The following is a 12,014-nucleotide window of genomic DNA, read 5'->3' on the forward strand; positions in this document are numbered from 1 at the left end:
TCGGGCGAGGCAGGGAAGATGCGCCAGTGGGGCGAGACGGGATATATGCGGCTACGAGGCGACACAGGAAGCATGCGACGGCAATGGTGGATTGCGCTGCTGAGCCTCATCACCGTCGTTACGGTGCTGGTCGCGGTGCGTTATTCGCCGCGTCCCTCGCTGTCGGAATCGGTGCCGCTGTCGACGGTGGTCCGCGATCGCGAGGGTCGGCTGCTGCGGCTGACCCTCGCCAGCGACCAGCGTTACCGGCTATGGGTGCCGTTGTCGGAGATCTCGCCGTCGCTGGTCGAGGCGGTGATGCTGCAGGAAGACGCCTGGTTCCGCCGGCATGCCGGCGTGAACCCGGTCAGCCTGGTGCGCGGGGCCTGGTCGACCTACGCCAGCGGCGAGGCGCGCATCGGCGGCTCGACCCTGACCATGCAGCTCGCGCGCCTGCGTTGGCGTCTGCAGACCCGCGACGTGCGCGGCAAGCTGGTGCAGATCGCGCGCGCCTTGCAGTTGGAGCTGTGTTACTCGAAAGACGAGATCCTCGAGGCCTATCTCAACCTCGCCCCGTACGGCGGCAACATCGAAGGCGTCGGCGCGGCGAGCCTGATCTATTACCGCAAGCCCTCCGATCGCCTGACCCTGCCCGAAGCGCTGGCCCTGGCGGTGTTGCCGCAGGCGCCGTCGCGGCGCGGCCGACTGACCGCCCGCGACGACGACGCCTTCTACATCGGCAGCGGCCTGGAAGCGGCGCGCGCGCGCCTGTACGCGCGTTGGCGCGAGCGCCATCCCGAGGACGCCGCCGAAGACGCGCTGCTGAAATTGCCGTTGCGCCTGCACAGTGCGCGCGAGCTGCCGTTCCGCGCCCCGCACCTGGTCGACCGCGTGCTCGCCGAACGCGCCTGGCACCCGCACGACGGCCCCGAGCTCAAGACCACGCTCGATGCCCGTCTGCAACGCCTGCTCGAAGAACGCGTGCGCAATCATCTGCAACGCGAACGCAGCCGCGGCCTACGCAACGCCAGTGCGATCCTGATCGACACCCGCGACATGGGCGTGCGCGCCCTGGTCGGTTCGGCGGATTACTTCGACGCCGGTATCCAGGGCCAGGTCAACGGCGCCGATGCCAAGCGCTCGCCCGGCTCCACCCTCAAACCCTTCATCTACGCGCTCGCCCTCGACCAGGGCGTGCTGCATCCGGCCAGCGTATTGCGCGACGTGCCGAGTGCGTTCGGCCCGTACACGCCGGAGAATTTCGACGGCCGTTTCATGGGGCCCGTCACCGCCACCGAGGCGCTGGTGCGCAGCCGCAATATTCCCGCGGTCGGCGTCGCCGCCCAGCTCAAGCAGCCGAGTTTCTACGACTTCCTGCGCCGCGCCGGCGTGCGCGATCTCGCCAGCCAGAACCACTACGGCCTCGCCCTGGTGCTCGGCGGCGGCGAGGTGACGATGGAAGAACTCGCGCGCATGTACGCGATGCTCGGCAACGACGGCCGCCTGCGCGCGCTGCGCTGGCGCGACAGCGATCCGCAGGAGGAAGGCGCGCGCCTGCTCAGCGCCGAGGCCGCCTTCGTCACCCGCGACATGCTGCGCCAGAATCCGCGCCCCGACGCCGGCTCGCAATCGGCCTCGCGCCCGCTGCCGGTGGCGTGGAAGACCGGCACCTCGTGGGCGTTCCGCGACGCCTGGAGCGCCGGCCTGGTCGGCCCCTACGTGCTGGTGGTCTGGCTCGGCAATTTCGACGGCTCCAGCAATCCGGCCCTGGTCGGTGTGGAAGCCGCGGCGCCGCTGTTCTTCGACATCGTCGACGGCCTGCAGGCGGCGCGGGTCGATCTGGGCGAGCCGGTGCGGCAATGGCCCTTGAACCTCAAGCGCGTGGAAATCTGCCGCGCCAGCGGCGACCTGCCGAACGCTTGGTGCCCGCAGCGCGGCATGACCTGGTTCATCCCCGGCAAATCGCCGATCCGGATCAGCACCGTGCACCGCGCGATCGCCATCGACATCGCCAGCGGACGCCCGGCCTGCGGGCCGTTCGATCCGCGCAGCATGCGCAACGAGGTGTTCGAGTTCTGGCCGTCCGATCTGGCGCGGGTGTTCGTGCAGGCCGGCATTCCGCGCCGGCGCCCGCCGCCGGGGCACGACTGCGCCGGTTCGCAGGAATGGCTGGGCTCGCCGCCGAGCATCACCTCGCCGTATCGCGCCACCCGCTACACGATGCGGCTGTCGCATCCCGAGCAGGTCGCCTTGAACCTGGCCGCGACCGTCGACGCCGACGTCACCCGACTGTACTGGTTCGTCGGCAACACCTTCCTCGGCAGCGCCGAACCCGGCACCGCCCTGGCCTGGACGCCGGACCGCACCGGGCACTTCCGCTTGTCGGTGGTCGACGATCACGGCCGCAGCGACGAACGCGAGGTCGAAGTCGCGGTGGTGCAGTGAGGCGGTCCTTGCGGCGACGCTGAACCCTGCCTCGCCCGGCCGCCGCGAAGGCTTTGGAAAAGCGCCGGCGGCGCTTATGGTGAGCGCGTCCATCGCGCAGGAAATCTCCATGCCGCGCCATCGCTTCCGTCCGCATTCGTTCGCCATCCCGTCGCGCCGGCTCGTCGCGCTCGCTGTCGCCGCGTTCGCTCTTAGCGCCGGCGGGCTCGTAGCCGCGAGCGCTCATGCATCGCCAGCGCCAGCCGAGTATCCCGACGACATCGACAAGGTCCGCGGCTGCTGGATCCAGCGCGTCGAACCCGATGGCCCCGCCACCTTGTTCCTGCGTCTGTTGCCCGAGCCCGAGCGCAAGGATTGGCTGGTCGGCGCATTACAGCGCGCCGACGGCGACGACCCCGACCGCCGCCTGCGCCTGCAGTTCGCGCGCAGCGGCCAGGGCGCGGTGCTCGGCCCGAATACGCCGAGCGGCGATGCGCCGGCGCCAACCGACACCCAACGGGCGCCACTCAAGACTCTCAAGGCCATCCGCCCAGCGCGATCCGGTCTGGTGCATCTGCCGAAGACGCAGATGGAGTACTGGCGCATGGCGGGCCTGTCTCCTCCTCCCACCGGCGCGCCCGAGCGGACCAGCGTCATCTTCTACCACCACGACAAGACATTCCTGCGCGTGGAGGTCTCGCCCGAGCATCTCAAGCTCAGCATCGGCGGCACGCATCCGCACACCAGCAAAATGCCCGAACAAGTGTTGTTCGACGGCCGCCGCGACGGTTGCGACTGAGGCTCGCAACCGCTCCGGCTGCGTATCACCTCGCCGCGGTGACGCGCCAGACGATGTTGCCCACGTCGTCGGTGACCAACAAGGCGCCGTGCTTGTCCAGGCGCACGTCGACCGGCCGGCCTTGCGCGTTCTCTGCCGCATCGAGGAAGCCGGTCAATACATCGACCGGTTGACCGTCCGGCTGGCCGTTCTTGAAAGCGACGTAGATCACCTTGTAGCCGCTCTTGGGCTTGCGGTTCCAGGAACCGTGCTGACCGACGAACAGACCGTTCGCGAACTGCGCCGGCAGACTCGTGCCCTGCGAGAAAGCGATGCCGAGCGAAGCCGTATGCGGCCCGAGCGCGTAGTCCGGCACCAACGCCTTGGCGACCAGTTCGGGTTTCTGCGGTTTCACCCTCACGTCGACGTGCTGGCCGTAATAGCTGTAAGGCCAGCCGTAGAAACCGCCGTCGCGCACCGAGGTGATGTAGTCCGGCACGAGGTCGCTGCCGATCTCGTCGCGTTCGTTGACTGCCGTCCATAACGCGCCCGTCGTGGGCTCCCAAGCCAGGCCGTTGGGATTGCGCAGGCCGGTCGCGAACAAACGCTTCTTGCCGCTGGCGCGGTCGAGTTCCCAGATCGCGGCGCGGCCCTCCTCCATGGCCATGCCGTTTTCGCCGACGTTGCTGTTGGAACCGACGGTGATGTAGAGCTTGCTGCCGTCGGCGCTGGCGATGAGGTTCTTGGTCCAGTGGTGGTTGATGCCGGCCGGCAGGTCGGTGATCTTGACCCCCGCCTGAGCGATCGAGGTCTCGCCTTCGCGATACGGGAAACGCAGCACCGCATCGGCATTAGCGACGTAGAAATCGTTGCCGACCAGGGCCATGCCGAACGGCGAATGCAGGCCTTGCAGGAACACGCTGCGGAATTCGGCGACGCCATCGCCGTCGGCGTCGCGCAACAGGCTGATGCGGTCGGCGCTGGGCACCGCCGCGCCGGCGCGCTTCATCATCCGGCCCGCGATCCAGGCCTTGATGCCCGAAGCCTTCTTGTCCGATGCCGGCGCATTGCTTTCAGCGACCAACACATCGCCGTTCGGCAACACATGCAGCCAGCGCGGGTGATCAAGACCATCGGCGAACGCCGTCACCGCCAGGCCCGCGGCCGGGACCGGGTTGCCGCCGGACGGCCAGCCCACCGCCGGCGCGATGTTGACGGTCGGCAGCAGGGTCTTGTTCGGCGCCGGCAACGTCGGCCGCTGGCCGGTGCCGTCGGCCACCTGCAGGGTCGCGGTCTCGCCGCAGGCGGTCAGGATCAATATCGACAGTATCGGCGCAACGACTTTCGATGCTGAGGCCATGTCGTTCTCCCGTAGTCGCCTGACATCGGCTGGAGCATGCCTCGACCGTGATCAAGGCAATGAGAACCCGATCACTCCGCGGCTGGCCGCCCTCACCCCGCCTCCTCTCCCACAAGCGGGAGAGCGGCTCCCGCTGTTTCAGGATTCGACTCTTTCCGCGACAGACGGTTGTTTCCTTCTCCCGCTTGCGGGAGAAGGTGCCCGAAGGGCGGATGAGTGCAGCTCCCGCTTGCGGGAGAGGGTGCCCGAAGGACGGATGAGGGCCGTTCCCGCAAGCGGGAGAAGGTGCCCCAAGGGCGGATGAGGGCCGTGCCGGAAGCCCAATGAAGAAGGTGACGCAACGGGCACGATCCTCGCGCCACAAGCTCGCGCCGTCACCTTGCGCAGGCGGGGATCCGGGGGATTTATCGCAGCACGACTCTGAAGTCTCTGGATCCCCGCCTGCGCGGGGATGACGAGCCAAGAATGGCCGCGGCTGCGCGGCAAGCCCGCACAGATGCACCGATGCACCGATGCGCCGATGCTCGTATGCATCGACGCGCCTGCGCATCCATCGCTAGCGCGGACACTGTCGTTCGCAAGGTTCTCCGTCGCCATCGCCGTCCATTTTCGTATCCGGACAATGGCGAAGAAAATACTCGGCCTCGGCGCACGAACTCATCTGCGAACAATGCTGACGGCCGTCGCAAACGAACCCCGGCGACGACTGCGTCGACGACCGTACCGGCGCCGGCCTGGATGAGGATGCCGAGTCCGGCGCAGGAGCCGCCACCGATTCCCGTAGCGATGCGGCCGTCGATGCCGATGCCGCCGGGCGTGCGGACTCGATCCCATCCGGGCGCGGCGGCGTCGAGCGGCTGTAGACGTATCCGCCGATCGCGACGATGGCCGCGATCGCCAGGGCCGCGATGCCGATCCCGCTTCGCGCAGGAGCGTCCGAATCGCGACGTCGCGCCGATGCCGTACGCCTGCCCTCGCCTGCCCGCATGACCCGGACGGCCTCTCGCTTGCCGTCGCTCTTGGTACGAACCTCGAAGGAAACCAATTCGTTGAGTGCGGGCCTGACGCCGCGGCGGTTGAACTCGGAGATATGCACGAACAGCTCGTCGCCGCCCTGGGCCGGGGCGATGAATCCGAACCCGCGCTCATCGTTCCATTTGATCAAGGTGCCGTGAGTTCGCATGCCGGTCCCCGGGGCGATTCCTGGGGGAAGCATCCTTCCACTGGCCACGCGAATCAAGCTCACGACAGCGCCTTGCCGGTCGCCGCGGCAGACCTGCAGGCATCGTCCGGGCGTCGGGTTCATGACCGCACCGGCCGCCATCGCAGCGACCTGCCGAGGGGCGGCACCGCCGCAGGCCCCAATGAAGAAGGCCCTGCATCGCGGGACACGGCGATGCAGGGCCTTAAGTGACGCAATGGGCACGGTCCCTATGCGCCACAAGCTGCCGCCGGCATCCTGGAGACATGCGGGCGGGGACGACCGGGTACCCAGTCCTAGCTAACAACGAGACAGGATCGCCGCCCCCCTACCTCGCCCGGCCAGGAAAACGCTGCCGACCGTCGGATCGCAACCCAGTCCCGATTCCGCGGGGCATGGCAAGGGCTTCGTACGCCATGACGGCTGCGTACGGCGTCCGTGGCTGCGATGACGAACGCCGTCATTAGATTTGCTCAACCCGCACGCTTGCCCGCGGCCGCCTTGACCGGGGCCTGCTTGACCGGCGCGCCCTTCGGCGCAGGCGCCGGTGGCGCCGTGTCCTTTTCCGCGGCGGCCACCGGCGCCAGGCGCAGGTCCTGGAAGTCGAAGCTGAAGTCGGTCAGCGGCGAGATCGCCTCCATCCGCACTTCGCGCACCTTGCCGTCCGGGGTCAGGGCGAAATTGACGAAGGCGTCGGCGTTGAGCCAGCGCTGGTTCCAGCGGACGATGAAGGTGTCGTGCTGCCAGTGGCTGAGTTCGCCGACCAGATCCTTGCTGCGGCCGAAGCGCAGCCGCCATTGGCCGTTGCCGGCCGCTTCGACGAAGACGTCGCCATACCACGGGTCGCGATAGGTGCCGGCATAAGCCTGCAACGGCAGCGACGGCTTCGAGTTCGCATCGCGCGCGGCGACGTGCTTGCTCCAGTCGTCGTCGGCCTTGCTGCGGCTCTTGGCCAGGGCCGCGGCATAGGCCGCGTTCCAGTCGGTCTTGGCCGCGCCCAGGTAGGCGTCGAGCGCGCGCATGGTCACCGCCTGGAAGGCGCCGCCTAGTTCGGCGTTGGTCAGCACCACCACGCCGAGTTTTTGCTCCGGCACCAGGGTCACGCGCGAGACCATGCCGGGCCAGCCGCCGGTATGCCAGACCAACTTGCGCCCGCGGTAATCGGTGAGCTGCCAGCCTTCGCCGTAACCGGCGAAATTCGGCTTCGCCGGCGCCAGTTCCGGCACCGGGGGTTCGGCGATCGGCATCGGCGTGACCACCGACCACATCGCCTGCTGGCGCTTGGCGCTGAACAAGCGCCGCTCCTGGTCGCCGTCGCGCCCGTAGACGCCGCCGTCGAGCTGCACGCGCATCCACTTGCTCATGTCGTGCACGCTCGAGTACAGGCCGCCGGCGCCGGCGACATTGGCCCAGGTCATGCGCGGCGCGATCTGCAGATCCTTGAAATCGGCCTTGGAATGGCCGCTCGCGACCGCGTCGCCGCTGCGCAGGGCGTCGCTGTTGTAGCGCGTCTCGTCCATGCCGAGCGGCGCGAAGATGCGCTGGGCGAGGAAGTCGCGATAGCTCTGGCCGCTGACTTTCTCGATCACCAACTGGGCGACGCCGTAGAGGATGTTGTCGTAGGCGTACTGACCGCGGAAGCCGCCGCTAAGAGGTACTTCGGCAAGACGGCGGGCGACCTCCTCGTTGCTGTAGTCGGTGCCCGGCCAATACAGCAGATCGCCGGCGCCGAGGCCCAGGCCGCTGCGATGGGCGAGCAGATCGCGCAGGCGCATCTCGCGGGTCACGTAGGGGTCGGCCATGCGGAACCAGGGCAGGCGGTCGATCACCCGGTCGTCGAGGCTGAGCTTGCCTTCGTCGGCGAGCATCGACAGCGAGGCGGCGGTGAAGGCCTTGGTATTGGAGGCGATGGCGAACAGAGTGTGGGCGTCGACCGGCTCGGGCTTGCCGATCTCGCGCAGGCCGTAGCCGCGTTCGAGCACGACCTGGCCGTCCTTGACGATCGCCACCGCGATGCCGGGCACCTCGAACTGCTTGCGCACCGCTTCGACGTAGGCGTCGAAATCCTGCAACTGCTCGGGCAGCACGGGCGCCGCGGCCGCGGCCACCGCTTCGGGCGCCTGCGCGGCCGCACCGGCGGCGCTCACGCACAACAGCAGACCGGCGCCGTGCGCCTTCCAGTCGTTGGCTCGCATCGTTGTCCTTCCCGGAAAAACGCCCACTCTCGGCGATCGTCGCGGCGCGCGCCAGAGGCCGGAAGTCGTGCGTGGGCGCGGCCCGCACGCCGGGGCGGCATAATGGCCGGCCGCTACCGCGCCGCCGTGCCTTCCCGCCCATGTCCGTCAACGCAAGCACCCTGCCCGGCCTGGTCGTGATCGGCGGCGGCCCCGCCGGCCTGATGGCCGCGCAGACCGCACGCGCGATGGGCGTCGAGGTGGACCTGTTCGACGCCATGGGCTCGGTCGGGCGCAAGTTCCTGATCGCCGGCAAGGGCGGGCTCAACCTCACCCACGGCGAACCGCGGCCGGCCTTCGATCGCCGCTACGGCGCGCGCAGCGAGGCGGTCGGCCGCTGGCTCGACCAATTCGACGGCGAGGCCTTGCGCGAATGGGCGCGCGGTTTCGGCGTGGACACCTATGTCGGCACCTCCGGGCGAGTGTTTCCGATGGACCGCAAGGCCGCGCCGCTGCTGCGCGGCTGGGTGCGCAGGTTGCGCGAGGACGGCGTTCGCTTTCACGTCCATCACCGCTGGACCGGCTGGAGCGAGGACGGCGCCCTGCGCTTCGCCACGCCCGAGGGCGAGTCGCAGGTGCGCGCCGCGGCGACGGTGCTGGCGCTCGGCGGCGGCAGTTGGCCCGAACTCGGTTCCGACGGCGCCTGGGCGCCGTGGCTGAGCGAACGCGGCATCGACGTCGCCTCACTGCAACCGTCGAACTGCGGCTTCGACATCGGCTGGAGCCCACATTTCGCCAGCCGCCATGCCGGCGCACCGCTCAAGCCGGTGATCGCGCACTGGCACGACGAGGCCGGCGAACACAGCTTGCAGGGCGAATGCGTGATCACCGCGACCGGCATCGAAGGCAGCCTGATCTATGCCTTGTCGGCGGGCCTGCGCGACCGCATCGCCGCGCACGGCGAAGCGGTGTTGCGGCTGGACCTGGCGCCGGGCCGCGAGCTCGATCGCCTGCAACGCGATTTCGCCCAGCCGCGCCGCGGCCGCAGCGTCGGCGAGCATCTGCGGCGCCAGACCGGCCTGGACGGGGTCAAGGCCGCGTTGGTGTTCGAGGTATTGGGCAAGGACGGCCTCAACGACCCGGCCGTCGTCGCGCAGACGATCAAACGCCTGCCGCTGCGTCTGTTGCGCGCGCGCCCGATCGCCGAAGTGATCAGCAGCGCCGGCGGCGTGCGCCTGGAAGCCTTGGATTCGCAGCTGCGCCTGCGTGCGCCGGCCGAGGGCGATTCCACCCTGGAAGCATCGAAGCCGGCGATCTTCTGCGCCGGCGAAATGCTCGATTGGGAAGCCCCGACCGGCGGCTATCTGCTGACCGCCTGCTTCGCGAGCGGTTTGATCGCGGGCCGCGCCGCGGCGCGATATCTGCTGGGTGCCGCCGACGAATGAGCCGCGAGGGGCGCCTTGCGCGCGTCGAGTGATCCGCTACGGCTTCGACGATGGCACGGCGGCCCGCGATCGAGAGACGCCGCAACCTGTCAGCCCTTCGATCTGACGATCATCCGGCTCGTCCAGCGCTCGTCGCGCCTCGAAGCGCCGTTGAATTCCGTACCCGGGCCTACGCTCTCGTGCCACGGCGAGTGCTTCGACAATCGGTACTCGCGACCTTCGATCAGCGCTGTTCCCGACAGCGGATAAGGCACCTTGGCCACCAAGTCCAGGTAACTCCTGGTGCCGCTCAGCCGATCCAGATAGAACTCGCTCTCTTCGATTTCGATCACCAGAATCGACGACTCCGGGGTCTGCGCACGCTCGAGCGAACGCAGGTTATCCGTGCAATCGGATAAATGAATTCTGTCCTGCGAGCTGTCCTGGATTTCGAGCCTGGCCTGGATGCGGCGTATTTCCGCTGCCAGGTGCTGCTTCAACCCGATTAACAGCGCCTGTTTGTCGGCCGAGTCCGGCATCGAGCACTCCCTTGTTGGCCTGGCGCGTCCTCAAGAACGCGACCAGCTCCTCGTGCAGAACTCGTCCGCCGCCTTGGCGAGCTTGTCCAAACCGGTCTTGCTGTCGGATACCTGCCGGCCCTTCAGGCGCAAGGTGTTCAACTCCGGAAATCCTTCCGCCTTGGCCGCCTCGTTGAGGGCGAACTTCCCCTCAGGCGTGACCATCGTATTCGCATACCCTCTGGGGCGGCAGGTCAGCGTCGCCCTCTCGTAGGGCAGCGGCCAGATACCTTTGAAGCTGGACTTGGTAACGACGAGGTCCTTCTCGGGCACGCTTTCGGTTGCCGACACAGGACTGGCCTGGAGCAAGCCGGCAACAAAGAGCGCTGCGACGAGCGCATGACAACGGTCCATCGTTATCTCCCAAGGCCGTCAGGCCTCTCCTGTCGGTGATGGCTCATCAGCGTGCGCAAACCACCGGCGCGGTCGCGCCGGTGCTCAGGCCGCCGGCTTCTCGCTCGCCTTGCCCATGTAGAACATCGAGGCGCACAGGCCCACGCCTTCCGCGGTCGCGGCCGGTACGTTGCTGCCCTGCAGGGCGATCAGCTTGACCACGTCGCCGGTGCTTTCGGTGACCTTCGCCAGGGCGATGAAACCGGTCGGGGTGGTGCCGCAGAACGCGTTGCCCGGGGTTTCCTTCGGCGGCACCTGCTCGATCACGCGGCGCAGCTCGATCGGCTGGCTGGCTTCGACCTGCATGATCGCGCCATAGGTTTCGCCGGCGGTGTATTGATCGCCGCCGCGCACCAGCGCGACGCGCTCGGTCTTGTACAGCGAGCCGTTCTCGCCCTTGAGTTCGAGATCGTCGATGGTGAGTTTGCCGGTGGTTGCCTGGGCGACCGGGTTGCCGGGCTCGAACGTGCCCAGGGCGACCGGCGGCAGCATCGGCGGGGCCGCGCGCGAGACCGGTTCGGCGTTCGGGTCGGGCACCGCCTGCGGCGCCTGCGGCAGGGCCGCGGTGGTTTCCTGCGGGGCGGCAGTGTTGACCGGCGCGCTTTGGTTGCACGCGGCGAGCGCCACGACGGCGAGCGCGAGCGTCGACAAAGCGGGGAACAGACGTCGGTTCATCAGGGGTCCTCTGTGCAAAATCCTGGTTCGGTTGCTGCAGGTCGCGGATGCGTCGGCAACGCCGCCGCAGGCCCGTGTCGCGTCGCTGGGGGAAGCCCGCACGAGGTGCCGGCGCGGCGCGAACGCGCAGCCTAACCGTTGGCCGTTAATAGTTCGTAAGGCCGCGCGGGCCGCGGGCTGCGCTCAGGCAGCCGCATCGTGCAGGGGCTGCAACGCCGGATCGAGCGCCACACGTTCATCGAACACGAAACAGCGGCCCTGATAATGACGGCCGCCGACCTGCTCGAAGTAACCGAGGATGCCGCCGTCGAGCTGGAGCAGATTGTCCATGCCGTCGGCGCGCAGCCACAAGGCGGCCTTTTCGCAGCGGATACCGCCGGTGCAGAAGCTGACCACGGTCGCATCGGCCAAGGCCTCGCGATGCGGCGCCAAGGCCTCGGGCAGTTCGGTGAAATTGTCGATCGGCAAGGTCAGCGCGTCGGCGAAGCTGCCGTAATCGACTTCTTCGCGATTGCGCGTGTCCAGCAATACGACCCGGCGGCCGCCGTCGTCGTGACCGCGATCGAGCCAACGCGCAAGCGTGTCCGGCGTCACGGTTGGTGCGCGCTCGTGCAAGGGCGAGGACTTATCGCGGCGGAAGGCGATGATTTCCTTCTTCAGCTTGACCTTGAGCCGGGCGAACGGCTGGCTGCGGCTGTGGCTGTACTTGACGACCAGACCGGCGAAGCGCGGGTCGGCGCGCAGGCCGTCGAGCAGCGCCTCGATCGGCGCGGCGGCGCCGGCCAGGAACAGGTTGATGCCCTCGCCCGCGACCAGCACGGTGCCGCGCAGCTCGCCGGCTTCGGCCTGTTCACGGACCCAGGCGGCCAACTGCGGCGGGTCGTCGATAACGGCGAAATGGTAGGCGGCGATATTGACGATCATGCCGCCATTCTAACGCGCGGCGCCTCCGCGAGCCTGACATGCGGCCCCTGGGCCGGACCTGAACCGAGCCGCGAACCTTCCGCGCAAACCGCGGTCCCAGCAAT

At 68.4% G+C, this 12,014-nt stretch carries 9 protein-coding genes and 1 pseudogene; 3 read left to right on the forward strand and 7 right to left on the reverse strand.

The window, feature by feature from the left end; translation table 11 throughout:
- The first annotated feature begins 72 nt into the window (after nucleotides 1-72).
- Complete coding sequence (pbpC, locus tag ACKN61_RS14425) at nucleotides 73-2,424, forward strand: penicillin-binding protein 1C (RefSeq protein WP_408950114.1); 2,352 nt, start codon at nucleotides 73-75, stop codon at nucleotides 2,422-2,424.
- Nucleotides 2,425-2,533: 109 nt separating this feature from the next.
- Nucleotides 2,534-3,202, forward strand: coding sequence for a hypothetical protein (locus tag ACKN61_RS14430; protein WP_408950115.1), 669 nt, complete (start codon nucleotides 2,534-2,536; stop codon nucleotides 3,200-3,202).
- A 25-nt stretch (nucleotides 3,203-3,227) separates the two neighbouring features.
- Here ACKN61_RS14430 and ACKN61_RS14435 read toward each other — a convergent pair whose 3' ends face one another.
- The 3 genes and pseudogenes from ACKN61_RS14435 to ACKN61_RS14445 all read right to left on the reverse strand — a co-directional run.
- Entirely contained in the window at nucleotides 3,228-4,541 is a 1,314-nt protein-coding gene (locus ACKN61_RS14435) for a PQQ-dependent sugar dehydrogenase (RefSeq protein ID WP_408950116.1), read from the reverse strand.
- A 556-nt stretch (nucleotides 4,542-5,097) separates the two neighbouring features.
- Nucleotides 5,098-5,706, reverse strand: coding sequence for a cold shock domain-containing protein (locus ACKN61_RS14440; RefSeq protein WP_408950117.1), 609 nt, complete (start codon nucleotides 5,704-5,706; stop codon nucleotides 5,098-5,100).
- A 605-nt stretch (nucleotides 5,707-6,311) separates the two neighbouring features.
- Nucleotides 6,312-7,937 (reverse strand): annotated as a pseudogene (locus ACKN61_RS14445) (serine hydrolase); the annotation flags it as partial.
- A 140-nt stretch (nucleotides 7,938-8,077) separates the two neighbouring features.
- Here ACKN61_RS14445 and ACKN61_RS14450 point away from each other — a divergent pair.
- On the forward strand, nucleotides 8,078-9,361 hold the full coding sequence (locus ACKN61_RS14450) for a TIGR03862 family flavoprotein (RefSeq protein WP_408950118.1): 1,284 nt from the start codon (nucleotides 8,078-8,080) through the stop codon (nucleotides 9,359-9,361).
- Nucleotides 9,362-9,450: 89 nt separating this feature from the next.
- Here ACKN61_RS14450 and ACKN61_RS14455 read toward each other — a convergent pair whose 3' ends face one another.
- The 4 genes from ACKN61_RS14455 to ACKN61_RS14470 all read right to left on the reverse strand — a co-directional run bounded on the left by ACKN61_RS14455 (nucleotide 9,451) and on the right by ACKN61_RS14470 (nucleotide 11,910).
- Complete coding sequence (locus tag ACKN61_RS14455; protein ID WP_408950119.1) at nucleotides 9,451-9,879, reverse strand: hypothetical protein; 429 nt, start codon at nucleotides 9,877-9,879, stop codon at nucleotides 9,451-9,453.
- Nucleotides 9,880-9,909: 30 nt separating this feature from the next.
- Entirely contained in the window at nucleotides 9,910-10,272 is a 363-nt protein-coding gene (locus tag ACKN61_RS14460; protein ID WP_408950120.1) for a hypothetical protein, read from the reverse strand.
- Nucleotides 10,273-10,356: 84 nt separating this feature from the next.
- The gene (locus ACKN61_RS14465; protein ID WP_223620056.1) at nucleotides 10,357-10,986 is read right to left on the reverse strand and encodes a hypothetical protein; all 630 of its coding nucleotides are present in this window, start codon (nucleotides 10,984-10,986) and stop codon (nucleotides 10,357-10,359) included.
- Between the two features lie 183 nt (nucleotides 10,987-11,169).
- Nucleotides 11,170-11,910, reverse strand: coding sequence for a sulfurtransferase (locus ACKN61_RS14470; protein WP_408950121.1), 741 nt, complete (start codon nucleotides 11,908-11,910; stop codon nucleotides 11,170-11,172).
- Between the last annotated feature and the right edge of the window lie 104 nt (nucleotides 11,911-12,014).

It is taken from the genome of Lysobacter sp. Hz25 (assembly GCF_046097045.1).
GTDB lineage: Bacteria > Pseudomonadota > Gammaproteobacteria > Xanthomonadales > Xanthomonadaceae > Lysobacter > Lysobacter antibioticus_B.